The organism is Variovorax monticola (assembly GCF_051216855.1).
Taxonomy (GTDB): domain Bacteria; phylum Pseudomonadota; class Gammaproteobacteria; order Burkholderiales; family Burkholderiaceae_C; genus Variovorax.
The window spans coordinates 1-24,599 of sequence record NZ_JBPJZP010000002.1 but is presented as its reverse complement, the minus strand read 5'-3'; the positions used below and the strand labels follow the sequence as shown (position 1 = coordinate 24,599).

The following is a 24,599-nucleotide window of genomic DNA, read 5'->3' as shown; positions in this document are numbered from 1 at the left end:
CATGACAAGAATCTCCTCCCTCGCCGCGGCCGCCTTCGCGCTGCTCGGCTTCGCAGACGCCACCCAAGCGCACCAGATCTGGATCGAACAACCGGCAGGCCAGAAGACCGCCACCGTGCGTTTCGGCGAGTACGGCGAGAACCTGCGCGAAGCGTCGCCCGGCCTGCTCGACAAGTTCGGCAAGCCCACGGCCACGCTGCTGTCGGCCAAGGGCGAACAGAGCGTGGACCCGCGCAAGACAGCCGACGGCTTTGCGCTGCCCTTCGGCGCTGCGCGCGGCGACAGCATCGTGGCCGAAGACGCGGGCTACCCGCTCTACACCACGAAGCAGGGCGACAAGGAAAGCCTCGCCCGCTACTACCCGGCCGCGCGGCTTGTCGGCAGCCTGGCGGCACAGCCACCGAAGTTGGTGCTCGACCTCGTGCCTTCGGGCACCGCGGGAGAGTTCAAGCTGTTCTTCAAGGGCGAGTCCAAGGCCAAGACCAAGGTGGCGCTGGTCACGCAATCGGGCTGGTCCAAGGAAGGCCGTACCGACGAGCAGGGCCTCGTGAAGTTCGACATGCCCTGGAAGGGCACCTACGTGGCCGAAGTGAGCCTGACCGATCGCGTGGCCGGCGAACGCCCGGGCGCCGCCGGCCCAGAGAAGTTCGAGAGCGTGAGCTACGTCACCACGCTGACCTACGTCAAGCCGGACGGCATTGCGCCGATCGCGGCGGGGCCGGCTGCCGCTCCCAACAAGTGAGGGTTGCGCGCTCGGGCGCGACCGGCCGGCCCATGCGCCCGCCGTAGCACAAGGGTTTCTACGGCTATCAGGCGATGTCATGACAAAGACATACTGCCGCGGTCCAATGTAATCGATTACATGAACACCGCACGATGAGCATTCAAGCCGTAGCAGCCAAAGCCGGGGTCTCCGTGGCCACCGTGTCGCGGGCCTTCAATTTCCCCGACAAGGTGACGCCCGCCACCCGCGAGCTGGTGGAGCGCGTGGCGCGCGAGCTCAACTACCTGCCCAACGCCAGCGCGCGCACCCTGCGCACCCAGCGCAGCCGCGTGCTCGGCGTGGTGCTGCCCACGCTGCTGAACCCGACCTTCGCCGAGTGCCTGCAAGGCATTGCGCGCGCCGCCGTCGCGGGCGGCTACGCGATCATTCCCGTCACCACCGGCTACCGGCTCGACGAAGAAGAGCGCGCCGTGCACCTGCTGCTGGCCGGCAATGTCGACGGGCTGATCCTCGTGGTGTCCAACCCCTCCACATCGGCCACCCTGCCCCGCCTTCAAGCGGCCGGGGTGCCTTATGTGCTGGCCTACAACCGCCACCCAGACCACCCCTGCGTGTCGGTCGACAGCGAAGGCGCCGTGGCCGATGCGGTGACGCGGCTCGTGCTGCTGGGTCACCGGCGCATCGCGATGGTCAGCGGCACGCTGGCCGCGTCGGACCGCGCGCAGCAGCGTTACCGCGGCTACCAGCGGGGCATGGCCGAGGCCGGCCTCACCGCGCCCACCCTCATCGAAGTGCCCTTCGTCGAAACCGCCGTCGATGCCCTTTCCCGCCAGCTGCAGATGCGCCACCGCCCGAGCGCCCTGGTCTGCTCGAACGACCTGCTGGCCATTCGCAGCATCCGCGCCGCGCACCTCAGCGGACTGGCCGTGCCCGACGACCTGAGCGTGGTCGGCTTCGACGGCATTGCGCTGGGCGAAGACCTCACGCCCGCGCTCACCACCATCGCGCAACCCAACAGCGACATCGGCCGCCACAGCGTCGAGTTGCTGATGCAGGCCATGGCCGGCGGCACCGCGCTGCGGGCCGACGCCAGCCTGCTGCTGCCCCATGCCTTTCGAGACGGCGAGTCGTGCGCTGCGGCGCGCGAAGACAACAACGCCGCAGTGTCCTGACCCCACCCCTCGTTCTCCGATCACATCCTCCAAGGAGTTCCCCCATGTCTCTTCACCTCCAACGATTCGCCCGCCTCGGCGTGCTGGCTGCGGTATTCGCCGCCGGCAGCGCCATGGCCCAGACCGCCATTTGCTACAACTGCCCGACCGAGTGGGCCGACTGGGGCACACAGCTCAAGGCCATCAAGGCCAAGACCGGCGTCACCGTGCCGCCCGACAACAAGAACTCCGGCCAGTCACTGGCGCAGCTGACGGCCGAGAAGGCCAGCCCCATCGCCGACGTGACCTACCTCGGCGTGACCTTCGCGGTGCAGGCCGCGAAAGACGGCCTGGTGGAGCCCTACAAGCCCGCCGCCTGGAAAGACATTCCCGACGGCCTGAAGGACCCGGCGGGCAACTGGTTCACCATCCACTCGGGCACGCTCGGCTTCATGGTCAACGTCGACGCGCTCAAGGGCAAGCCGGTGCCCAAGTCGTGGGCCGACCTGCTCAAGCCCGAATACAAGGGCCTCATCGGCTACCTCGACCCGGCATCGGCCTTCGTGGGCTACGTGGGTGCGGTGGCGGTGAACGAAGCGCGCGGCGGCACGCTCGACAACTTCAAGCCGGCCATCGACTACTTCAAGGCACTGCAGAAGAACGAGCCCATCGTGCCCAAGCAAACGTCGTACGCGCGCGTGCTGTCGGGCGAAATCGCGATCCTGCTCGACTACGACTTCAACGCCTACCGCGCCAGGTACAAGGACAAGGCCAACGTCGCCTTCGTCATTCCGAGCGAAGGCACGCTGGCGGTGCCCTACGTGATGAGCCTGGTCGCCAAGGCCCCGCACGCGGCCGACGCGAAGAAGGTGCTCGACTTCACGCTGTCCGACGAAGGCCAGGCCATCTGGGCCAAGGCCTACCTGCGGCCGGTGCGCGCCAGCGCCATGCCCAAGGACATCGAGGCGCAGTTCCTGCCCGCCAGCGAATACGCCCGTGCCAAGAGCGTGGACTACGGGCGCATGGCGGCTGCGCAGCGGGCCTTCTCCGACGAGTACCTGAAGGAAGTGCGCTGAGTCGCGCCGCATGAGATGACGCAAGCCGCAACCTCCAGCGCGTTCAACCCGTCCAGCGCGTCCCACGCTTCCAACGCCTGGAACCCGCGCTGGCGGCTGCTGGCCTGCGTCGCGCCCGCGGCCGCTTTCTTCGCGGCCTTCTGGCTGCTGCCGGTGGTGCGCCTGCTGACGCTGCCGGCCGACAAGGGCTGGGCCACCTACTTCGCCGTGCTGACCGATTCGCGCTACTTGAGCAGCATGGCCAACACCGTCGCGCTCTCGGTCGCGGTGACGTCGACCACGCTGGTGCTGGGCGCGGCGGTGGGCATCTACCTCGCGCGCCACGACTTCGTCGGCAAGCGCATGCTGCTGTCGCTGCTCACGCTGCCGCTGTCGTTCCCGGGTGTGATCGTCGGCTTCTTCGTGATTTTGCTGGGCGGCCGGCAGGGCGTGGTGGCCGACCTGAGCGACAGCCTGTTCGGCGAGCGCATCACCTTCGCCTACGGCCTGCTCGGGCTGTTCCTGGCCTACCTGTATTTTTCGCTGCCGCGCGCCATTGCCACCTACGCCGCCGCGGCCGAGTCGATGAACACGCAGCTCGAAGAGGCTGCGCGTTCGCTCGGTGCATCGCGCCTGCGCGTGGCGCGCGACGTGTGGATGCCCGAACTCGCGCCCACCACGCTGGCCTGCGGCGCCATCCTGTTCGCCACCTCCATGGGCGCCTTCGGCACCGCCTTCACGCTGGCCAGCAAGTTCGAGGTGATCCCCATCACCATCTACAACGAGTTCACCAACTACGCCAACTTCGCGCTCGCCGCGTCGCTGTCGATCTCGCTGGGCATCGTGACCTGGCTGGTGCTGTTCGTGGCGCGCCGCTTCGGCGCGAACCCCGTCGCACGCTGAACGCCGAAGGCCAAGCACCATGCGAAACAACTCACACGCCAAGGCGCCCTTCCTGCTGGCCGTCACGGTCATCGTGAGCCTGTTCATGATCTCGCCGATGCTGCTGTCGGTCATGGCGGGCCTCGTCAACAACTACAGCGTCGGCCTGAAAAGCGGGCTCACCCTGCGCTGGCTCGGCGAGGTGTGGGAGAACTACGGCGGCACCGTCGGCTGGTCGATCGCGCTGGCCGTGGCCTGCGTCATCGGCACCGTGCTGCTGGGCGTGCCCTGCGCCTATGCGCTGGCGCGCAGCCGCTCGCGCGCGGCGCGCATCTTCGAAGAGCTGCTGACGCTGCCGGTCGCGGTGCCGGGCCTGGCCACGGCGCTCGCCCTGATCCTCGCCTACGGCCAGCTCACCGCCTTTCGCCAGAGCTTCGCGTTCATCCTCGTGGGCCACATGATCTTCACGCTGCCCTTCATGGTGCGCACCGTGAGCTCGGCCTTCCAACGCGACGACCTGCTCGCGCTCGAAGAGGCCGCGCGCTCGCTGGGCGCCAACTTTCGCCAGCGCTTCATGGGCATCCTGGTGCCCGCCGTGTTCCCCGCCATCGTGGCCGGCAGCCTGATGGTGTTCACGCTGTCGGTGGGCGAGTTCAACCTCACCTGGATGCTGCACACGCCGCTCACGCGCACCCTGCCCGTGGGCCTGGCCGACAGCTACGCCTCGATGCGCATCGAGATCGGATCGGCCTACACGCTGGTCTTCTTCGCCGTCATTCTTCCGGTGCTGTGGGGCCTTCAATATCTTGCCAACCTGATGCAGAAACGCCATGGAACTTGAACGCATCCCTATCGACATTTCGAACTGCGCAAAGACCTATGCCGACGGCACGCGCGGCCTGCAGCCCACCGACCTGCGGGTGGAGGCCGGCGAGGTGCTGGCCCTGCTCGGCCCCTCGGGCTGCGGCAAGACCACGCTGCTGCGGCTGATCGCCGGACTCGAGGCACCCGACGCCGGCACCCGCATCGTGTTCGGCGACCAGGACGTCACGCAGCGCCCGGTCGAGCACCGCGGCGTGGGCATGGTGTTCCAGAGCTACGCGCTGTTTCCGCAGATGACGGTGGCGGCCAACATCGGCTACGGGCTGCGCATCCGGGGCGTGTCGCCCACCGAGGAGAAGCGCAGCGTGGGCGAGCTGGTCGACCTGGTGCGGCTCGGCGGGCTGGAGAACAAGCGCCCCGCCGAACTCTCGGGCGGCCAACGGCAGCGCGTGGCCCTGGCGCGCGCCGTGGCCGTGCGCCCGCGCGTGCTGCTGCTCGACGAGCCGCTGGCCGCGCTCGACGCCAAGCTCAAGGAGTCGCTGCGCGACGAACTGGCCGAGCTGCTGCGCCGCCTGCACATCACGGCCATTCACGTCACGCACGACCAGCAGGAGGCATTGGCCATTGCCGACCGCCTCGCGGTGATGCGCGCCGGACGCATCGTGCAGGTGGGGCGAGGCGAAGACCTGTACCGCGCACCGGCACACCCCTTCGTCGCCGAATTCCTGGGCCGGGTCAACCGGCTGGAGCGTGCGGCCGACGCCGTCACGCAGGGCGTTGTCCGACTCGGAGGGGCGAGCCTCCCCTGCCCGGACGCATGGCGAAGCCATGAGAGCCTGCTGGTGCGACCCGAAGACATCGAGGTCGGCGCACCTCAGGCAGATTGGGGGGCTGCCACCGTAGAGCGCCGCACCTTCCTCGGCGACCGCGTGCAGCTGCACCTGCGCCTGCAGGACCAGCCCGTGCTCGTGGCCGACGTCGGTCGCGACAACCCTTACGGTCCGGGCGACGCGGTGGGCCTGCGCATCCACCCAGAGCGCCTGATGACGTCGCAGGAAACCAGCGCATGACGACGACAACGAACAACGACAACCTCACCGTGCTGGTCCAGCTGACCGACCTGCACATCCGCGAGCCCGGCCGGCTGGCCTACGGCCGCATCGACACGGCACCGTACCTCGAACGCGCCGTGCAGTCGGTGCTGGCCCTGCGCCAGGCACCCGACGCGGTGGTCGTCACCGGCGACCTGACCGACTTCGGCCGCGCCGCGGAGTACGAGCACCTCGCCCGCCTGCTCGCCCCGCTGACCATGCCGGTGTACCTGCTGCCCGGCAACCACGACGACCGCGACCAGCTGCGCCGCAGCTTTCCAGGCCATGCGTACCTGGGCACCGGCGCCGACACGGGCGGCTTCATCCAGTATTCGGTGCGCGTCGGTCCGCTGCGCCTGCTCACGCTGGACACGTGCGTGCCCGGGGAAAGCCATGGTTCGCTGTGCGACCAGCGCCTGGCCTGGCTCGAAGCCCAGCTCGACGCCAGCCGCCACGAGCCCGTGGTGGTCGCCATGCACCACCCGCCGTTTCAGACGCTGATCGGCCACATGGACGACATCGGCCTGCTGCAAGGCGCGCAGGCGCTCGAAGCGCTGCTCTCGCGCTACACGAACGTCGAGCGCGTGATCTGCGGCCACCTGCACCGCGCCATCGACGTGCGCTTCGGCGGCACCATCGCCTCGACGTCGCCCGCGCAGGCGCACCAGGTCTGCCTCGACCTGGCGAGCGATGCGCCCTCGGCCTGGACGCTGGAGCCGCCCGCCTTCAGGGTGCATGCCTGGTCACCTGCCGGCCGCCGGCTGGTGACCCATCTGGCGGCCTCCGGGAGCTTCGAAGGCCCTTATCCTTTCCACGACAACGGAGCGCTGATCGACTGAAACGCGCACTGGTGGAAAATGGGGTCAAAACGAACCAAAACGAAAAGGATAGAACCCGACACCCATGAAGCATCTTCTGAATCTGCTCGCGGCCATTGCCTTGCTGGTGTGGGGTACGCAACTCGTTCGAACCGGCGTGCTGCGCGTCTTCGGCGCCAACCTGCGCAAGATCCTCGTGCAGAGCATGCGCAACCGGTTCACGGCCGCCCTGTCGGGCATCGGCGTGACAGCGCTGGTGCAGTCCAGCACCGCCACCTCCCTCATGACCTCGTCCTTCGTCGGGCAGGGCCTGGTCACGCTGCCCGCGGCGCTGGCGGTGATGCGGGGCGCCGACGTGGGCACGGCGCTCATATCGGTGCTCTTCTCGGCCGACCTGTCGTGGCTGTCGCCGATGTTCATCTTCGTGGGCGTGGTGCTGTTCATCACGCGCGCCGACACCGTGGCCGGCCGCGTGGGCCGGGTGCTCATCGGCCTGGGGCTGATGCTGCTGGCGCTGCAACTGGTGGTCGAAGCCACCGAGCCCCTGTTCTCCTCCCCGGCCGTGCGCGCGCTGCTCTCGTCGATCAACAGCGACGTGCTGCTGGAGATCACCATCGGCTCGGTGCTGGCCATCGTGGCCTATTCGAGCCTGGCGGTGGTGCTTCTGGTCGCGGCCATGGCCACCTCGAACGTGGTGCCGCTGGACGTGGCCCTGGGGCTGGTGCTGGGCGCCAACCTCGGCAGCGGCCTGCTGGCGGTGCTGACCACCGCCAAGGCGAGCGTCGCGGTGCGGCAGGTGACCATCGGCAACCTGCTCTTCAAGGCGCTGGGCGTGGCCCTCGTCGCGCCCTTCATCGGCCTGTGGATCCGCTATGTGCAGCCCGAGCTGCCCAACCAGACGCACGGCGTGGTGCTGTTCCACCTGGCGTTCAACGTCGTGATCAGCGTGGGCTTCATCGGCCTCACGCAGTGGGTGGCCAAGCTGGTGACGCGCATGCTGCCGACGCCGCAGCAACCCGCCGGCACCAGCCGTCCGCACCACCTCGACCCGTCGGCGCTTTCGACGCCCTCGCTGGCCATTTCGAACGCCGCGCGCGAAGCGCTGCACCAGGCCGACATCGTGGAGACCATGCTCATCGGCGTGCTCGACGTGATCCGCAACAACGACACGCGGCTGTCGCAGGAGCTGCGGCAGCTCGACGACACGGTGGACGAGCTCTACTCGGCCATCAAGTACTACATGACTCGCATCTCGCGCGAGGCGCTGGGCGAAGAGGAAAGCCGGCGCTGGACCGACATCATCAGCTTCACGATCAACATGGAGCAGATCGGCGACATCATCGAGCGCGTGATCATCGACGTGGAAGACAAGAAGATCAAACCGCAGCGCAACTTCTCGCAGGCCGGCATGGCCGAGATCGTCGAGCTGCACGGCCGGCTGGTAGCCAACCTGCGGCTGAGCATGAGCGTGTTTTTGAACGGCAACGTGCGCGATGCGCAGAAGCTGCTGGAAGAAAAGGCACGCTTTCGCGACCTGGAGCGGGCCTACGCCACGACCCACCTCGACCGGCTGTCGGACCAGACCACGCTGAGCATCGAGACCAGTTCGCTGCACATCGACCTGATCAGCGATTTGAAGCGAATCAATTCGCACATCTGTTCTATTGCTTATCCGATTCTTGAGTCTGCTGGGGCGTTGGCGCCCAGTCGGCTGCGGGAGTCGCGGCTTGGGAAGATCGAGGGGTAATTGGGGTTCGGGGATTTGTTTGGTTCCGGGGCCGGGTCTCGCCCCGGCGGGCGACTCACTTTCTTTGCTTCGCCAAAGAAAGTAAGCAAAGAAAGGCGACCCCTGCTGGCTGCGTCCCTGCGCTTCGCTCCGGGCAACCTGCGGTGCTCACGTTTCGCGGGGTCTCGCCCAAACTCGCTGCGCTCAAACAAGGGCGAGCCCTCATCCGCGAAACGCTCCGCTCCTCGGCGCATCCAGAAGGGGTTGGGGAACCGGACACGCCTTCGCTGCGCTCGGCTCCAAATAGCCAACAGCCAGCAGCCAAGACCGAAGAACTCATACCAACCGCCGCAGGGGCGAAGCGCCTGAGGCGGCTTGGTTGCCGAGCGAAGCAATGGCCCGATCGGTCTCCACCCCCTCTGGCTGCGCCGAGGAGCGCAGCGTTTCGCGGATCAGGGCTCGCAGCTGTTTGAGCGAAGCGAGTTCTGCGAGACCCCGCGAAACGCGAGCACCGCAGGTTGCCACGTAGCGCAGCGAAGGGGTCGCAGACAGTGGGGTCGCCTTTCTTTTGCCTACTTTTCTTTGGCGAAGCAAAGAAAAGCAGGTCGCCCGCCGGGGCGAGACCCGGCCCCGAAACCAACCTCAGTCAGCCGCCTTGAGAGCACCCGCCTCAGCAGGAGGCACCACAGCCCGCCGCGCATACCGCTGCGCCAACACCGCACACACCATCAACTGCATCTGATGAAACAACATCAGCGGCAAAACGATGGCCCCCACAGCGTGTGAAGCAAACAGCACCTTCGCCATCGGAATCCCGCTCGCCAGGCTCTTCTTCGACCCGCAGAACACAATGGTGATCTCGTCGGCAATGTCGAAGCCAAACTTGCGCGCCATGAACGTCGTGAGCGTCAACGCCAGCGCCAGCAACACAGCACAAACGAGCAGCAAACCCAGCAGCGCACTCACAGGAATCTGCTTCCAGAGCCCTTCGATCACCGCCGCGCTGAACGCCGTGTACACCACCAGCAGGATCGACCCCTGGTCGACAAATTTCAGCACCGCTGCCCTCTTCTGCACCCACTTGCCGATCACCGGCCGCAGCAGGTGCCCGGCCAGGAACGGCACCATCAGCTGCAGCAAAATGCGTCCGATCGAGTCGAACGACGAACTCGCATTGCCGCCGTGCGGCAGCACCACGAGGTTCACCAGCACCGGCGTGATGAACACACCGAGCAGCGTGGACGCCGAGGCACTGCAGATGGCAGCCGGCATGTTCCCGCGCGCCATGGCGGTGAACGCGATGGCCGACTGCACGGTGGCCGGCAGCACGCAGAGAAACAGCACGCCGGTGTACAGGTCGGGCGTTACCAGCGGCGACAGCACCGGCTTCAGCGCCAGCCCCAACGCCGGGAACAACACGAAGGTGCTGGCGAACACAAGCAGGTGCAGCCGCCAGTGCGTGATGCCCGCCATGATCGCCTCGCGCGAGAGCTTGGCGCCGTGCAGGAAGAACAGCAGGCCGATCGCGACGGTCGTCAGTCCTTCGAAGAAATGCGCAGTGCGCCCGCTGGCGGGCAGCAGGCTTGCAAGGGTGACGACCGAGACGAGCGCGAGCGTGAAGTTGTCGGGGAGAAAGCGTGAACGGGCCATGCGATGAATTGGACGCCGCCGCCATCCGAAAGAGAAATGGATTTATCGGATGGATATATGATTTCAACGCATGAATGTCACCCTGCGCCAGCTCCGCGTGTTCCGCTCGGTCGCCGAGGGGCGCAACTTCAGCCGTGCCGGCGACCAGGTGGGGCTGAGCCAGCCCGCCGTGAGCCGCTCGATCCTGGAGCTCGAATCGCAGCTCGGCCTCAAGCTGCTCGACCGCACCACGCGCGAGGTGGTGCTGACCGAAGCCGGCCACTCGCTCGCGGCCCGGCTCGACCGGGTGCTCGACGACCTCGACCAGACGCTGCAGGACGTGGCCGGCCTCGCCAGCGCGCGCGGCGGCAAGGTGCGGGTGGCGAGCAGCCCCACGCTCTCGGCCAACCTGATGCCCGCCTGCATCGCCACCTGCGCCGAACAGGCGCCCGGCATCCAGTTCCTGCTGCTCGACCGCATCCAGCAGGACGTGCTCGACAGCGTGCGCAGCGGCGAAGTCGACTTCGGCGTGGTCATCGAGCCTTCGGAAGCCGACGACCTGCACTGCGAGGCCATCCTGAACGACCCCTTCGTGCTGGTGCTGCCGCCCGCGCACAGGCTCGTGCAGAAAACTTCAGTTCGATGGAGCGCGCTCGAAGGCGAAGCGCTGGTGCTGCTCGACCACGCCTCGGGCAGCCGACGCCTGATTGACCAAGCGCTGGAGCGCCATGGGGCGCATTGCGAGGTGAAGCAGCAACTCGGCCATCCGACCACGATTTTCCGGATGGTGGAAGCCGGTATCGGCATCAGCGTGATGCCGGGCATGTCGTTGCCGCCGGAAGGTTTGGCGCAGCTTGCTGTGCGCCCGCTGACACCGCGCGTTCAGCGCGCCGTGATGCTCATCCGCCGCGCCAACCGGGCGCTCTCGCCGCTGGCGCAGCATGTGTGGGGCATCGTGCGCGACACCGCCTTGCTCAGTGCGGCAACGTTTTCTGGCGCAACGGTGCCGAAGGCTGAACCTTGAAATGCAACTGCCGCTGCTTCACGCAGTAGTCGATCAGGTCTTCCACCTCGGTGGCCTTGTCGAACACCGCGTCCGCGCCAAGCAAGGCGCACTTGCGGCGCATTTCGGGCGTGGCGTAGTTGCTCAGCACCACCACCTTCTGCGCCGGGTCGCGTTCGCGGCACGCCTCCAGCACGCGGAAACCGGTGCCGTCCTTCAGGAACAGGTCGACGATGGCCAGGTCCCATTGCGACAGGTTGTCAGTGAGCCAGCGCGCTCCTTCCGCCTCCGATTCGGCCTGCCCGATAGGGTCGATGCGCGCGACCTCCCGCAACGTGCCCACGAGGTTTTCCCGAATGGTGGGGTTGTCTTCGACGATGAAGGTGCGAATGGAGGTCATCGGTATGGGCTCGAATGATGCGCTTGTGCGCCTGAATTCAAGGCTACAAAGTGCACCCTGCACAAGTCGAAGGCATGACACCCCAGCGCGGGTAGGACAAGACTGTCGTCGCCGCGAAGGGCCCGCCCGCGCTCACAGCGTCAGGATCGTGCAGCCCGTGGTCTTGCGCGCTTCCAGGTCGCGGTGCGCCTGCTGCACGTCGGCCAGCGCATAGCGCTGTGCGATCGGGATCTTCACCGCGCCGCTGCGCACCACCGCGAACAGGTCGTCGGCCATGGCCTGCGTGCTTTCGCGCGTGCTCATGTGGGTGAACAGCGTGGGCCGCGTGACGTACAGCGAGCCCTTGGACGCCAGCGTGCCCAGGTTGATCGGCGGCACCGGTCCCGAGCCGTTGCCGAACACCGCCAGCAGGCCGAACGGGCGCAGGCAGTCGATGGAGCCTTCGTAGGTGTCCTTGCCCACCGAGTCGTACACCACCTTCACGCCCTTGCCGCCGGTGATCTCTTTCACGCGGGCGGCGAAGTTTTCGGTGCTGTAGTTGATGGCGTGTGCCGCGCCGTAGTCGAGTGCGAGCTTGCACTTGGCATCGCTGCCGGCCGTGCCGATCAGCTGCAGGCCCAACGCCTTGGCCCATTGGCAGGCGATGAGGCCCACCCCGCCGGCGGCCGCATGGAACAGGATGAAGTCGCCAGGCTGCAGGCCTTCGGCCGGCAGCGTCTTCTTCAGCAGGTATTGCGTGGTCAGTCCCTTGAGCATCATGGCCGCGCCGGTCTCGAAGGAGATGTCGTCAGGCAGCCTGCACACGCACTTGGCGGGCATGACGCGCAGCTCGCAATAGGCGCCGGGCGGCGGGCTGGCATAAGCGGCACGGTCGCCGGCCTTCAGGTGCGTCACGCCCTCGCCCACCGCCTCGACGATGCCCGAGGCCTCCATGCCGAGCTGCAGCGGCATCTGGAACGGGTAGAGCCCGCCGCGCTGGTAGGTGTCGATGAAGTTCAGGCCCACGGCCTTGTGGCGGATGCGAATTTCGCCGGGGCCGGGCTCGCCGACTTCCACGTCGACGATCTTCAGTTCTTCGGGGCCGCCATGGCGGTCGATACGGACGGCTTTGCTGATCATCGTGGGAGTCTCCATGCGCTGGGAAAAAAGCAAGACGTGCATCCTGCCACGCCCGGGTGTCCCGCGGCGGCGCGGGCCATCATTGCCCGGGTAGAGTCGGCGGCCATGTCGACACCGCCGCAGCACCTCTCGCGCCACGCGCCACTCACAGCCCTTACCGTCCTCCTGCTGCTCGTTCCGCCGCTGCTGTGGGCCAGCAATGCGGTCGTCGGCCGCATGGTGCGCGACCTGGTGTCGCCGGTCACGCTGAACTTCGTGCGCTGGGCCATCGCCTTCGTGCTGTTGCTTCCGCTGGCAGCGCCGGTGCTGCGCCGCGGCAGCCCGCTGTGGGCGCACTGGAAGCGCTATGCGCTGCTCGGGCTGCTGGGCATCGGCCTGTACAACGCCTTGCAGTACCTGGCGCTGCAGACCTCCACGCCGATCAACACCACGCTGGTCGGCTCCAGCCTGCCGCTGTGGATGCTCGCGGTGGGCACCGTGTTCTTCGGCGCCCGCGTCAATGCGCGCGAAATCGGCGGCGCGCTGCTGTCGATGGCCGGCGTGTTGCTGGTCTTGAGCCGCGGCGAATGGCGCCAGCTGCTCGGCCTGCGGCTGGTGCCCGGCGACCTGTACATGATCGCGGGCACCATCGCCTGGGCCTTCTACAGCTGGCTGCTGGCGCGCACGCACGAGCCGAAGGCGGTGCGCCAGGACTGGGCCGCCTTTCTCATGGCGCAGCTGGTGTTCGGCCTGGCCTGGTCGGGCGCGCTGGCGGCCGGCGAATGGACGCTGACCGACGCGCACATCGACCTGGGCTGGCCGCTCGCCGCCGCCATGCTGTTCATCGGCATCGGCCCCGCGCTGGTGGCCTACCGCTGCTGGGGCACCGGCGTGCAGCGCGCGGGCCCGCAGGCGGCGAGCGTCTTCATGAACCTCACGCCGCTGTTCGCGGCGGTGCTGTCGGCGGCCTTTTTGCGCGAACCGCCGCATGCGTACCACGGGGTGGCGTTCTTGCTGATCGTGGGTGGGATCGTGGTGGCGGCGCGGCGCTGACCCGGGTCAGTAGGTGCCGGGGTAGGCGCCGCCGTCCGCCAGCACGTTCTGTCCGGTCATGTAGCCCGCATGCACGCTGCAGAGAAACGCGCAGATGGCGCCGAACTCGGCCGGCGTGCCGAAGCGCCTGGCCGGAATGTTCTTCTTGCGCGCTTCCCACACGGTGTCGAAGTCTTGCCCCGTCTTCTGCGCGGTGCCGGCCATGGTGCCCTTCAGGCGGTCGGTGTCGAAAGAACCCGGCAGCAGGTTGTTGATGGTCACGCCCTGCGCCGCGATGGGCGTGCGCGCCACGCCGGCCACGAAGCCCGTGAGGCCGCTGCGCGCGCCGTTCGACAGGCCCAGGATGTCGATGGGCGACTTCACCGAGCTCGACGTGATGTTCACGATGCGCCCGAAGCCGCGCTTCGCCATGCCGTCCACCGTGGCCTTGATGAGCTCGATGGGCGTGAGCATGTTGGCGTCGACCGCCTTGATCCACGCCTCGCGGTCCCAGTTGCGAAAGTCGCCGGGCGGCGGGCCGCCGGCGTTGGTGACGACGATGTCGAAGTCGTGGCCCAACGCGAACACGGCCGCGCGGCCGGCTTCGGTGGTGATGTCGGCGGCCACGTGCTTGACGAACGCGCCCGACGCAGCAGCCTGCATCAGCGTTTTCGCGGCGGCGTCCAGCGCCTCGGCGCCGCGCGCCACGATCACCACGTTCACGCCTTCGCGCACCAGCGCCTCGGCGCAACCGTAGCCCAACCCCTTGCTCGCGCCGCACACCAGCGCGGTCTTGCCTGCAATACCCAGATCCATGTTGTTTGCTCCTATCGTGCAGGGGCAGGGCGCCCCTTGCGTGTGAAAACGAAGATGCCCGCAATGACGAGCACCGTGCCGGCGGCGATCCACGGCGTGAACGGCTCGCCCAGTATCACCACCCCCATGAGGATGGTGGACAGCGGCCCGATCATGCCGGTTTGCGCCGCCACCGCCGGGCCGATGCGCTCGATGGCCATCATCACCATGAGGACGGGCACCGCGGTGCACAGCGTGGCATTGAGCACCGACAGCCAGACGACCTCGGGCGCCACCGCGAAGGCAGCGCTCATCGGCCGCGTGAGCACGAACTGCAGGATGCACAGCAGGCAGGCCACGGTGGTGGCCAGCCCCACGAGCCGCAGCGACCCCAGGCGCTTGACGAACTCGCCGCTGTAGACAAGGTAGCCCGCATAGCTCACCGCGCTCAGGAACACCAGGAACGCGCCCCAGGCCGCCGCGCCCCCGCCCTTGCCACCGCCCCCGGTCCACAGCTCGTGGCCGAACACCAGCAGCACGCCGGCATAGCTCACGACCATGCCCAGCACCTGCGGTCGCGTGGCGCGCCGCCGGTACAGCAGCCAGCCGAACAGCAGCACCAGCGTGGGGTTGAGATAAAGAATGAGCCGCTCGAAGCTCGCCGAGATGTAGGCGAGCCCCGCAAAGTCGAGAAAGCTCGCGAGGTAATAGCCGGAGAAGCCGAGGCCGACCACGCCGAGCCAGTCGCGGGCCGTGAGCTTCGGCTTGCCGCGCCCCGCCCACCACGCCATCACCGCGAAGAGCGGCAGCGCGAACAGCATGCGCAGCATGATGAGCGTGATGGCGTCCACGCCGTGGCGGTACGCCAGCTTGACGATGATGGCCTTGCCGCTGAACGCGATGGCGCCCAGGGTGGCAAGGACCAGGCCGGACGCGTAGCCCGGTCTGCGCGCGTCGTGAGGGGAAATGCCGGCCGATGCGGCTGTCTTGTTCATCCTCCGATCATCGCGGCAAGCGCGCGCCCTTGCTGCGCCGCCTGGCTCAATACCCCGCAGCCACGCCGTCGCGGCGCGGGTCGCTGGCGGCCACGTAGCCTTCCACCGAGGGCTCGCCCGCGCGCCAGATGAACTGCCCCGCGCCGAAGTCCTGGTACGAGTCGTTGATCACTTCCAGGTGATGGCCCAGGTCGCGCAGGCCCTGCAGCGCGGCAGGGTTCATCGCGGCCTCGACATTGATCTCCAGGCCCGCGTTGAAACGCCAGCGCGGCGCATCGCAGGCGGCCTGCGGGTTCTGCTTGTAGTCGAGCATGCGCACCAGCGTCTGCATGTGGCCCTGCGGCTGCATGTTGCCGCCCATCACGCCGAAGCTCATCACAGGCTGGCCGTCCTTGGTGAGGAAGGCCGGAATGATGGTGTGGAACGGGCGCTTGCCCGGCGCCACCACGTTCGGGCTCTCGGCCTTCAGGCTGAAGCCGTGGCCGCGGTTCTGCAGGCTGATGCCGAACTCGGGCTCCACGCAGCCCGAGCCGAAGCCCATGAAGTTGCTCTGGATGAAGCTCACCATCATGCCGCTCTCGTCGGCGGCCGTGAGGTAGATGGTGCCGCCCTTCACCGGGTTGCCGGCCTTGAAGTCCTGCGCTTTCTTCACGTCGATGAGGCGCGCGCGCGAGGCCAGGTAGGCGTCGTCGAGCATCTGCTCGGTGGTCACTTCCATGGTGCCGCGTTCCGACACGTAGCGGTACACGTCGGCAAAGGCCAGCTTCATGGCTTCGATCTGCAGATGCTGCGACTGCACCGAGTCGACCGGCAGCGAGGCGATGTCGAACTTCTCGAGAATGCCCAGCGCGATGAGTGCCGCGATGCCCTGGCCGTTCGGCGGAATCTCGTGCAGCGTGTGGCCGCGGTAGTCGCGCGAAATCGGCTTGACCCATTCGGGCTGGTAGGCGGCCAGGTCGGCCACCGTCAGCGCGCCGCCCTGCGCGGTGGAGAACCTGGCCAGCGCCTCGGCGATCTCGCCGTTGTAGTAGGCCTCGCCCTTGGTGCGCGCAATGGCCTTGAGCGCACGCGCGGCGGCCGCGAAGCGAAACAGCTCGCCCACCTCGGGCGCACGGCCCCACGGCAGGAAGGCCTGCGCAAAGCCCGGCTGCGACTGCAGCACCGGCGTGGCCGCGGCCCACTTGCCCTGCACCACCGGCGGCACCAGGTAGCCGCGCTCGGCGATGTCGATGGCCGGTGCCAACAGGTCGGCGAACGGCAGCTTGCCGAAGCGCTCGCTCATGGCCACCCAGCCGCGCACCGCGCCGGGCACGGTGACCGAGTCGATGCCGCGCATCGGGGGCGTGGTGGCGTCGGCGCCGTACTTGGCCTTGAAGTAGTCGGGCGTCCAGGCCTTGGGCGCCGGACCCGAGGCATTCAGGCCGTGCAGTTCCTTGCCGTCCCACAGGATGCAGAAGGCGTCGCTGCCCAGGCCGTTGCTCACCGGCTCGACCAGCGTCATCACGGCGGCGGTGGCAATGGCCGCATCGACCGCGTTGCCGCCCTGCTGCAGGATGCGCAGGCCGGCCTGCGAGGCCAGCGGGTGCGAAGTCGACACCACGTTGCGCGCGAAGATCGGGATGCGCGTGGAGAGGTAGGGGTTGTTGAAGTCGAAGTTCATGTCGGCGTGCTCTTGCTTATTCGTTGGTGATCTTGCGTTCGACCACGATCTTTTTCCACTTGGCGGCATCCACCGCCACCATCTTCGCGAACTGGTCGGGCGTGCCCGGCACGGCGGGCTCGATGCCCAGGCGCGCGAGCTTTTCCTTCACCTCGGGGTCGGCCAGCGCGTCGTTCGCGGCCTTGTTGATGCGCGCCACCACGTCGGCCGGCAGGTTCTTCGGACCGTAGAAGCCGAACCAGGTGTTCGACTCGTAGCCAGGCAGCGTGTCGGCAATGGGGGGCAGCTCGGGCGCCAGCGGGCTGCGCTTGAGCGACGTGACGCCCAGCGCGCGCAGCCGGCCGTCGCGCACGTGCGGCATGCCGGTGGGCAGCGAGTCGAACAGCACGTCGACCTTGCCGCTGATCAGGTCGGGAATGGCCAGCGCCGTGCCCTTGTACGGAATGTGCGTGACGAACACGCCGGCCTGCGCCTTGAACAGCTCCGCCGTCAGCTGCACGATGGTGCCGTTGCCGCTCGACGCGTAGTTGAGCTTGCCAGGGTTCTTCTTGGCGTAGTCGATCCATTCGCGCACGGTCTTGGCGGGCGAGTTGACCGGCACCAGCATGATGCTGGCCGCGTCGCCCACGTGGGCGATGGGCGTGAAGTCGCGCACCGTGTCGTAGGGCAGCTTGCTGATGGCCGGGCCGATGGAGTGCGTGCTGGTGGTGGCCAGAAGAATGGTGTAGCCGTCGGGCGCGGCCTTGGCGGCCTGGTCGGAGCCGATGGCGCCGCCGGCGCCGGGCTTGTTGTCGACCACCAGCGTGGTGCCGAGCCTCTCGCCCATCTTTTGGCCCAGCGTGCGCGCAAACAGGTCGGTGGCGCCGGCCGCCGGAAACGGCACGATCAGGCGAATGGGCTTGTTCGGGTAGCCCTGGGCCAGGCTGGCGGACGACGCGGCCAGGCACAGCGCAGCGGCAAAGCCTTGAAGGAACTGGATTCTTTTCATGGTGCTGGATTCTGGACCGGTGGAAAAACCTTGCATGCTATTCAGCGCCCGCGCATCAAGCCAGATAATTCAGCTTATTCAACTATGAGCACGGCTTATGACAAAGAACGCCACCGAAGAGGTCTCGCTGCAGCAGCTTCGCGCGCTGGCGGCGGTGGCTGAAACGGGCAGCTTCACGCTGGCGGCGGAAAGCCTGCAGCTCACCCAGCCGGCCATCAGCCACCTGATCAAGCGCATGGAGGAAGAGCTCGGCCAGCCGCTGGTGGTGCGGGGCCGCCGCATCCAGCTGACGAGCGCGGGCCAGGTGATGGTGGAGACGGCCGTGCGCGCGCTGCGGTTGATCGACGAGTCGGTGGGCGCCTGCCGTTCGCAGTCGCAGTTGCGCGAAGGCCGCGTGGTGCTGGCGGTGGGCCATCTCACCGCGGGCGCATTGTTGCCGCCGTTGCTGGGCCGCTTTTCGCAGCAGCACCCGACGCTGGCGACCACGCTGCTCGACAGCACGGCCGAGCAGATGATTTCGCGTGTGCTGTCGCAGGAGGCCGACCTGGGCTTCGGTTCGGACATCGGCCAGAAGCATTCGGAGCTGGCGACGGAGCCGCTTTTTTCCGAGCGCATGGCCTTGTTCGTGCGCGAAGACCATGCACTGGCGCAGCGCGTGGTGGTCGACGCGCGGCACCTGGAGGCCTTGCCCTTCATTCATGTGAATCCGGACGCGAACGTGTGGCGTTCTGTCAGCCGCCAGCTCTCGAGCGTGGCCAACGTGTATCCGCGGGTGGTGCATCACGTGTCGATGCTGTCGACGGCATTCGGCCTGGTGCAGGCGGGTGCGGGTGTGGCGCTGTTGCCGCGCTATGTGGAAGTGCTGATGCCGTCCAATCTGCGCGCGGTGGCCGTCACCCGTCCGACGCTGGAGTACCCCGTGGTCGCGGTCCGGCTGGCCAAGCATCCGTTGAGCCCGGCCGCCCTCGCCTTCCTGGCCATGGCACGGCAACACATGAAGCCGCCGAGGTCCGGCAAACCGTAGTTCTTGTTCCTCCGAACCACGCGGCACAAACGAAAACAGCACCCGAAGGTGCCGTTTTCAAGAGAGCGCAAAACCTCAGGTCACTCTTCGACGAAGGCTTCCTCGCGCTTCGACTTCACAGCCGGCAACAGCACGATGATCAGCAGCAGCAGCGCCGCTGCCAGCAGGCTCGCAGAGATCGGGCGCGTGACGAACACGCTCCAGTCGCCCCGCGACAGCAGCAGCGAACGGCGCAGGTTCTCTTCCATCATCGGCCCCAGGATGAAGCCCAGCAGCAAGGGTGCAGGCTCGCAACCCAGCTTGAAGAAGGTGTAGCCCACCAGACCGAAGATGCCCACCATCCAGATGTCGAAGGTGTTGTTGTTCGTCGAGTACACGCCGATCGCGCAGAACAGCACGATGGCAGGGAACAGGTACTTGTACGGCACCGACAGCAGCTTGATCCACATGCCGATCAGCGGCAGGTTCAGGATGATCAGCATCGCGTTGCCGATCCACATCGAGGCGATCAGGCCCCAGAACAGCTCGGGGTTGCTGGTCATCACCTGCGGGCCCGGCTGGATGTTGTGGATGGTCATGGCACCCACCATCAGCGCCATCACCGCGTTGGGCGGAATGCCCAGCGTCAGCAACGGGATGAAGGAGGTCTGCGCACCGGCGTTGTTGGCCGACTCGGGTGCCGCCACGCCGCGGATGTTGCCCTTGCCGAAGGGCACTTCGCCCGGCTTCAGCTTGGTCTTCTTCTCGATCGTGTAGGCCGCGAAAGCCGCCAGCAGCGCGCCGCCACCGGGCAGGATGCCCAGCGCCGAACCCAGGGCCGTGCCACGCAGGATGGCAGGCACCATGCGCTTGAAGTCTTCCTTGGTCGGGAACAGGCCCGAAACCTTGGCCGTGAACACTTCGCGCTCGTCGTCCGGACGCGAGAGGTTGGCAATGATTTCGCCGTAGCCGAACACGCCCATGGCGATGGCCACGAAGCCGATGCCGTCGGTGAGTTCCGGAATGTCGAAGCTGTAGCGCGCGACACCCGAGTTCACGTCGGTACCGACCAGGCCCAACAGCAGGCCCAGCACGATCATCGCGATGGCCTTGAGCAGCGAGCCCGAAGCCAGCACCACGGCGCCGATCAGGCCCAGGATCATCAGCGAGAAGTACTCGGCCGGGCCGAACTTGAAGGCCAGCTCGGTCAGCGGCGGCGCGAAGGCGGCCAGGATCAGCGTGCCCACGCAGCCCGCGAAGAACGAGCCCAGGCCGGCCGCAGCGAGTGCGGGACCGGCGCGGCCCTTGCGCGCCATCTGGTAGCCGTCGATCACGGTCACCACCGACGACGACTCGCCCGGCAGGTTGACCAGAATGGCCGTGGTGGAGCCGCCGTACTGGGCGCCGTAGTAGATGCCGGCCAGCATGATCAGCGCCGACACGGGCGGCAGCGCGTACGTGGCGGGCAGCAGCATCGCGATGGTCGCGACCGGGCCGATGCCCGGCAGCACGCCGATCAGCGTGCCCAGGATGCAGCCGACCAGGCAGTACAGCAGGTTGGTGAAGGTAAAGGCAACGCCAAAACCCATCGAGAGGTGTTCAACCAATTCCATGATGTGAGCAGCTTTCTTGTCAGCCGGTGATGAAGGTCGGCCAGACCTGGATCTGGAGCTTGAGCGCCCAGATGAATGCGACGTAGCTGCCGACAGCCAGAACGGTGGCCAGGACCAGCACCTTCTTGAGGTCGAACTCGTTGCCGGCAAGGCTGCCGATGAGCACCAGCGCGTAGATGGCGATGATCATTCCCATGGCCGGCACGCCCAGGCTCGGCAGGCCGCCGAGCAGAATACCGAACGCCAGGTTGGCGCCCAGGATGAACACGACCTGCTTCCAGGCCCATTTGCCGATTTTTTCCCCGTCGGTGGTTTCAACGGTCAAGCCGGTGAACATGATCCCGAGGCCGATGACGGCCATCAGGATGCCGAGCATCAACGGGAAATAACCCGGACCCATTCGGGCACCCGAGCCCACCGTGTAGGTGGTGGCGCCCCATGCGAACGCCACACCCACCACGGTAAACATCAGACCCGAGAAAAAGTCTTTCTGACTTTTGATCTTCACGAACAGTCTCCTCGAACAATTTCGATGCGGGATTGTCGAGTCAGCTTCCGGTCAGGATGATGTGGATTCCACTAACGAAAGGCCTAGGGATAACCCGAAATGCCTCAGGGGCGTCGTGAACCCGGGAGCGCGAATCTACTCCAGGGGAGGCGTCGCGCTGAGCACTTCCTCGATGGTGGTCACACCCTCGGCCACGCGCAGCGCGCCGGCCAGCCGCAGCGGGCGCATGCCGTCGATCACGGCCTGCCTGCGCAGTCCGCTCAGGTCGGGCTCCTTGGTCACCTGGGTCTTGAACGCCTCGCTGATGCTCAGCAGTTCGTACAGCCCCATGCGGCCCATGTAGCCGGTCATGCGGCAATCGACACAGCCCACCGGCTTGTAGGCGCGCACCGAGCCCGTGATCTGCCAGGGCTTGACGATGGTCTCGAGCTTCTCGCGGGTGATGGTGTCGTCGGGCTGCTTGCAGTGCGGGCACAGCGTGCGCACCAGGCGCTGCGCCAGCACGCCGAGCATCACCGCGTTGATGAGGTAGGACGGCACACCCAGCTCCATCATCCGCGTGATGGCGCTCGGCGCGTCGTTGGTGTGCAGCGTGCTGAACACCAGGTGGCCCGTGAGCGCGGCCTGCACCGCCATCTCGGCGGTGGCCAGGTCGCGGATCTCGCCGACCATAATGATGTCCGGGTCCTGCCGCATCAGCGCGCGCAGGCCCTCGGTGAAACCGAAGTCCAGCTGCGGCTGCACCTGCGTCTGGTTGAACGCGGGCTCGATCATTTCGATTGGGTCTTCCACCGTGCTCACGTTGACCTCTTCGGTCGCCACGCGCTTGAGCGTGGAATACAGCGTGGTGGTCTTGCCCGAGCCCGTGGGCCCCGTCACCAAAATGATGCCGTTGGGGCGCGTCACCAGTTGTTCCCAGCGCTGCGCGTCGTGCTGTGCGAAGCCCAGCGCGTCGAGGTCCTTCACCGCGGTGTCGGGGTCGAAGATGCGCATCACCATCTTCTCGCCGAAGGCGGTGGGCAGGGTCGACAGGCGCATTTCGACCTCGTCGCCGCGCATGTTGCGCGTCTTGATGCGGCCGTCCAGCGGGCGGCGCTTTTCCACCACGTCCATGCGGCCCAGCAGCTTGATGCGCGCCACCATCGCGTTCATCACGCCCATGGGCATCTGGTAGGCCGGATGCAGGATGCCGTCGATGCGAAAGCGCACCACGCCCTGTTCGCGGCGCGGCTCCAGGTGGATGTCGCTCGCGCGCTGGTCGAAGGCGTACTGCCACAGCCAGTCGACCACCTGCACCACGCTCTGGTCGTTGGCGTCGAGCAGCTTGTTGCTCTTGCCCAGCTCCACCAGCTGCTCGAAGCTCGCGCCGCCGGTGTTGCCGCCGGCCTTCTGCGCGGCGCGCACCGACTTCGCGAGCGCGAAGAACTCGGCCGTGTAGCGCTGGATGTCCGCCGGGTTGGCCACCACGCGGCGCACCGCGCGTTTCGCCTGGCGCTCCACCTCGGAGATCCAGTCGGTGAGAAAGGGCTCGGCCGTGGCCACCACCACCTCATGGGCCAGCACCTGCACCGGCAGCACCTTGTGGCGCTCGGCATAGCCCGCGCTCATGGTCTCGGCCACCTTGCCCACGTCGACCTTCAGCGGGTCGATGCGCAGGTACGCGAGCCCCGAGCGGCCGGCGAGCCATTGCGTGAGCATTTCGATGTCGAGCGGCTTGCCGTCGCTCTCGCGCGCCATGGCCACGTTGGCCAGGCGCACCAGCGGGGCCTGGCGGCTTTCGGCCTGCGCGCAGCGCGCGATGGTGCGCTTGGCCTCCATCGGAGAAATGACGCCGTCGGTGGCCAGCCATTCGATCATGCGGCGCAGCTCGAGCGGGCCTTCATGGCGCGGCGTGGCGGAGGTGGAGATGGAAGCAGCAGGAACAGCGCTCATGAACCGGAAAGAATTAGGAAAAGGTGGGCTCGGCCACTGCGGCCACTGCAGCGACACGGGGATGCGCGCGCAGGCGGACGAAGCCCAGCGAGTCTGGATGGTTTGCGCGCACTCGGCAAGCCTGCCGGGTGCCATTCGACCCGCTTTGTTCCCGGGGCAGTGCCGAATGCGGCGTGCGCGCCACCCGTGCCGCCTGCCGCGCTTTCATCACAGCGACAGCTGCAAGGGTTTGAACACGCGCAGCCACTTGGGCGCGGGCAGGTTCCAGCGCGTCTGGACGGTCTGCGCGCGCTCGGCCAGCAGCTCGCGCTTGGGCCGGGTGGCGGTGCGCTGCGCCAGCACCACGGTATTGCCTTCGCGCGTCGGCTTGAAGGCCCACACCGCGTTGGCGCCGAAGGCGGTGGCAATTTTTTCGAGGCTGCGTTCGTAGCTCGACGAGCGGCCGAACAGGTTGACCGTCATGCAGCCGTCCTCGGTGAGCAGCGCGCGGCAGTCGGCATAGAAGTCTTCGCTGTCGAGCACGGGCGCGGCGGCCTCGTGGTCGTACAGGTCGACCTGCAGCGCGTCGACCGTCTGGTGCCACTCGGGCTTGCGGATCTCGGCGGCCGCGTCGGCGATCACCACGCGCAGCTTCGGGTCGTCGGGCGGCAGCTTGAACCAGCCACGGCAGGCCGACACCACCTGCGGGTTGAGTTCGACGGCGGTGGTGCGCATGCGCAAGATCTTGCGGCTGAACTTGGTGAGCGTGGCCGCGCCCAGGCCGAGCTGCATGGCATGGCGGCCGGCCACGGTCTTGCCGTCGGCGAACAGCAGCCAGGCCATCATGCGCTGCACGTATTCGAGTTCGATCTCGAAGGGCGCATCGATCTTCATCGAGCCCTGGACCCATTCGGTGCCCAGGTGCAGATAGCGGATGTCGCCCCAGTCGGAAAAATTGACTTCGGGGAGAACGAGAGACGGGGTGGGTGTTTTGCTCGATGCCATCAGAGAAGGTGGTGGGCGGCGAAGACCTCGCGCCAGGCCGCGAGCTTGCGCTCGAAGCTCCACGACGCGTTGGCGGGGCTGGTGGAAGGCAGCGAATGAACCGGCACGCCCAGGGTGCGTGTGTGGCGTGCGTGCTTGAAACTCTCGCCGCCGTTGTGGGCGATGGCCGCGAGCTTCGGCAAATGCAGGCCGGCGATGTCGTTCACCACGGGCGAGCGGATGGCCGAGTCGAGGCTGCCCTCGCGCTCGCAAGCGCCATACACGTCCCACACGCCCAGGCCGCGGTCGAGCAACCATTGGCAGCGCTTGCCGTAGCTGTGGTCGCCCGAGGGGAGGGGAATGTCGGGCCACACGGCTTGCAGGATCTTCCAGAACTGGTTTTGGGGGTGTGCATAGTACTGCTGCCGTTCGAGCGACTTCACACCGGGAAAGCTGCCGAGGACCAGCACGGCCGTGTTCGGCGAGACGATCGGCGCGAGCCCCGTGAGCACGACGGCCGGTTCAGGGGGCGCGGCGGATGAGTTCATGAGCGGCATCGTGCCACTTTCGCGCGCCATGAAAAAACCCGCCGAACAGGCTGTGTAAATAGTCTGCATCGAGTCGACGAGAAGTGCCCTCCAGGCGTTGGTCTGGAGGGCATTTTTCATTGGAGACTGACCCATGGGACATCGACACGGACAGGACCGAGGC

24 protein-coding genes are annotated in these 24,599 nt (G+C 67.1%); 11 read left to right on the top strand and 13 right to left on the bottom strand.

Annotation, left to right across the window (positions count from 1 at the left end; translation table 11 throughout):
• Position 1: 1 nt before the first annotated feature.
• The 8 genes from ACSFA5_RS05460 (at position 2) to ACSFA5_RS05425 (ending at position 8,290) form a co-directional block, all read left to right on the top strand.
• Positions 2 to 742, top strand: coding sequence for a cobalt ABC transporter substrate-binding protein (locus ACSFA5_RS05460; protein ID WP_435443022.1), 741 nt, complete (start codon positions 2 to 4; stop codon positions 740 to 742).
• A gap of 134 nt (positions 743 to 876) precedes the next feature.
• Complete coding sequence (locus tag ACSFA5_RS05455; RefSeq protein WP_435443021.1) at positions 877 to 1,896, top strand: LacI family DNA-binding transcriptional regulator; 1,020 nt, start codon at positions 877 to 879, stop codon at positions 1,894 to 1,896.
• A gap of 44 nt (positions 1,897 to 1,940) precedes the next feature.
• Positions 1,941 to 2,951: an ABC transporter substrate-binding protein gene (locus tag ACSFA5_RS05450; protein ID WP_435443020.1), complete on the top strand. Its 1,011-nt coding sequence runs from the start codon at positions 1,941 to 1,943 to the stop codon at positions 2,949 to 2,951.
• 15 nt (positions 2,952 to 2,966) lie between these two features.
• Positions 2,967 to 3,833, top strand: a complete 867-nt coding sequence (locus ACSFA5_RS05445) for an ABC transporter permease (RefSeq protein WP_435443019.1) — start codon at positions 2,967 to 2,969, stop codon at positions 3,831 to 3,833.
• A gap of 19 nt (positions 3,834 to 3,852) precedes the next feature.
• A complete protein-coding gene (locus ACSFA5_RS05440) occupies positions 3,853 to 4,653 on the top strand; it encodes an ABC transporter permease (RefSeq protein ID WP_435443018.1) in 801 nt (266 codons plus the stop codon).
• On the top strand, positions 4,643 to 5,704 hold the full coding sequence (locus ACSFA5_RS05435; protein ID WP_435443017.1) for an ABC transporter ATP-binding protein: 1,062 nt from the start codon (positions 4,643 to 4,645) through the stop codon (positions 5,702 to 5,704). The genes ACSFA5_RS05440 and ACSFA5_RS05435 overlap by 11 nt, the downstream gene beginning before the upstream one ends.
• Positions 5,701 to 6,564, top strand: a complete 864-nt coding sequence (locus tag ACSFA5_RS05430) for a phosphodiesterase (protein ID WP_435443016.1) — start codon at positions 5,701 to 5,703, stop codon at positions 6,562 to 6,564. The genes ACSFA5_RS05435 and ACSFA5_RS05430 overlap by 4 nt, the downstream gene beginning before the upstream one ends.
• Positions 6,565 to 6,628: 64 nt before the next feature.
• Complete coding sequence (locus ACSFA5_RS05425; RefSeq protein ID WP_435443015.1) at positions 6,629 to 8,290, top strand: Na/Pi cotransporter family protein; 1,662 nt, start codon at positions 6,629 to 6,631, stop codon at positions 8,288 to 8,290.
• Between the two features lie 621 nt (positions 8,291 to 8,911).
• Here ACSFA5_RS05425 and ACSFA5_RS05420 read toward each other — a convergent pair.
• Complete coding sequence (locus ACSFA5_RS05420; RefSeq protein WP_435443014.1) at positions 8,912 to 9,919, bottom strand: bile acid:sodium symporter family protein; 1,008 nt, start codon at positions 9,917 to 9,919, stop codon at positions 8,912 to 8,914.
• 70 nt (positions 9,920 to 9,989) lie between these two features.
• On the opposite strand from ACSFA5_RS05420, the gene ACSFA5_RS05415 reads away from it, so the two are divergent.
• A complete protein-coding gene (locus tag ACSFA5_RS05415) occupies positions 9,990 to 10,922 on the top strand; it encodes a LysR family transcriptional regulator (protein ID WP_435443013.1) in 933 nt (310 codons plus the stop codon).
• On the opposite strand, the gene ACSFA5_RS05410 is transcribed toward ACSFA5_RS05415, so the two are convergent.
• Together ACSFA5_RS05410 and ACSFA5_RS05405 are read right to left on the bottom strand one after the other, a co-directional pair.
• A complete protein-coding gene (locus ACSFA5_RS05410; protein ID WP_435443012.1) occupies positions 10,873 to 11,301 on the bottom strand; it encodes a response regulator in 429 nt (142 codons plus the stop codon). The genes ACSFA5_RS05415 and ACSFA5_RS05410 overlap by 50 nt on opposite strands.
• A gap of 132 nt (positions 11,302 to 11,433) precedes the next feature.
• Positions 11,434 to 12,420 (bottom strand): quinone oxidoreductase family protein, encoded by a 987-nt coding sequence (locus ACSFA5_RS05405; RefSeq protein ID WP_435443011.1) that lies wholly within the window; start codon positions 12,418 to 12,420, stop codon positions 11,434 to 11,436.
• A gap of 105 nt (positions 12,421 to 12,525) precedes the next feature.
• Between ACSFA5_RS05405 and ACSFA5_RS05400 the strand changes: the two genes are divergently transcribed.
• Positions 12,526 to 13,452, top strand: a complete 927-nt coding sequence (locus ACSFA5_RS05400; protein ID WP_435443010.1) for a DMT family transporter — start codon at positions 12,526 to 12,528, stop codon at positions 13,450 to 13,452.
• 6 nt (positions 13,453 to 13,458) lie between these two features.
• Here the strand turns inward: ACSFA5_RS05400 and ACSFA5_RS05395 are convergent, their stop codons facing one another.
• From ACSFA5_RS05395 to ACSFA5_RS05380, 4 genes are read right to left on the bottom strand one after another with little or no spacing between them, the layout of a single operon-like run.
• Entirely contained in the window at positions 13,459 to 14,247 is a 789-nt protein-coding gene (locus ACSFA5_RS05395) for an SDR family oxidoreductase (protein WP_435443009.1), read from the bottom strand.
• Positions 14,248 to 14,258: 11 nt separating this feature from the next.
• Positions 14,259 to 15,221 carry a DMT family transporter gene (locus tag ACSFA5_RS05390; RefSeq protein ID WP_435443008.1) on the bottom strand — a complete coding sequence of 321 codons (963 nt, stop codon included), beginning with the start codon at positions 15,219 to 15,221 and terminating at the stop codon, positions 14,259 to 14,261.
• A 46-nt stretch (positions 15,222 to 15,267) separates the two neighbouring features.
• Positions 15,268 to 16,881 (bottom strand): gamma-glutamyltransferase family protein, encoded by a 1,614-nt coding sequence (locus ACSFA5_RS05385; RefSeq protein ID WP_435443007.1) that lies wholly within the window; start codon positions 16,879 to 16,881, stop codon positions 15,268 to 15,270.
• A 16-nt stretch (positions 16,882 to 16,897) separates the two neighbouring features.
• Entirely contained in the window at positions 16,898 to 17,869 is a 972-nt protein-coding gene (locus tag ACSFA5_RS05380; RefSeq protein ID WP_435443006.1) for a Bug family tripartite tricarboxylate transporter substrate binding protein, read from the bottom strand.
• 97 nt (positions 17,870 to 17,966) lie between these two features.
• Here ACSFA5_RS05380 and ACSFA5_RS05375 point away from each other — a divergent pair, with 97 nt between their 5' ends.
• Complete coding sequence (locus ACSFA5_RS05375; protein WP_435443005.1) at positions 17,967 to 18,893, top strand: LysR family transcriptional regulator; 927 nt, start codon at positions 17,967 to 17,969, stop codon at positions 18,891 to 18,893.
• 80 nt (positions 18,894 to 18,973) lie between these two features.
• Here ACSFA5_RS05375 and ACSFA5_RS05370 read toward each other — a convergent pair whose 3' ends face one another.
• The 6 genes from ACSFA5_RS05370 to ACSFA5_RS05345 all read right to left on the bottom strand — a co-directional run.
• Positions 18,974 to 20,485, bottom strand: coding sequence for a tripartite tricarboxylate transporter permease (locus ACSFA5_RS05370; RefSeq protein WP_435443004.1), 1,512 nt, complete (start codon positions 20,483 to 20,485; stop codon positions 18,974 to 18,976).
• A gap of 19 nt (positions 20,486 to 20,504) precedes the next feature.
• A complete protein-coding gene (locus ACSFA5_RS05365) occupies positions 20,505 to 20,993 on the bottom strand; it encodes a tripartite tricarboxylate transporter TctB family protein (RefSeq protein WP_435443003.1) in 489 nt (162 codons plus the stop codon).
• 135 nt (positions 20,994 to 21,128) lie between these two features.
• Entirely contained in the window at positions 21,129 to 22,925 is a 1,797-nt protein-coding gene (tfpB, locus tag ACSFA5_RS05360) for a type IV pilus assembly ATPase TfpB (RefSeq protein WP_435443002.1), read from the bottom strand.
• A 207-nt stretch (positions 22,926 to 23,132) separates the two neighbouring features.
• Positions 23,133 to 23,909 carry a class I SAM-dependent methyltransferase gene (locus tag ACSFA5_RS05355; protein ID WP_435443001.1) on the bottom strand — a complete coding sequence of 259 codons (777 nt, stop codon included), beginning with the start codon at positions 23,907 to 23,909 and terminating at the stop codon, positions 23,133 to 23,135.
• Positions 23,909 to 24,436, bottom strand: coding sequence for a DNA-deoxyinosine glycosylase (locus ACSFA5_RS05350; protein WP_435443000.1), 528 nt, complete (start codon positions 24,434 to 24,436; stop codon positions 23,909 to 23,911). Before ACSFA5_RS05350 ends, ACSFA5_RS05355 begins: the two co-directional genes overlap by 1 nt.
• Positions 24,411 to 24,599 (bottom strand): hypothetical protein (locus ACSFA5_RS05345; protein WP_435442999.1); only part of this gene is annotated, 189 nt, incomplete at its 5' end. The genes ACSFA5_RS05350 and ACSFA5_RS05345, both read right to left, overlap by 26 nt.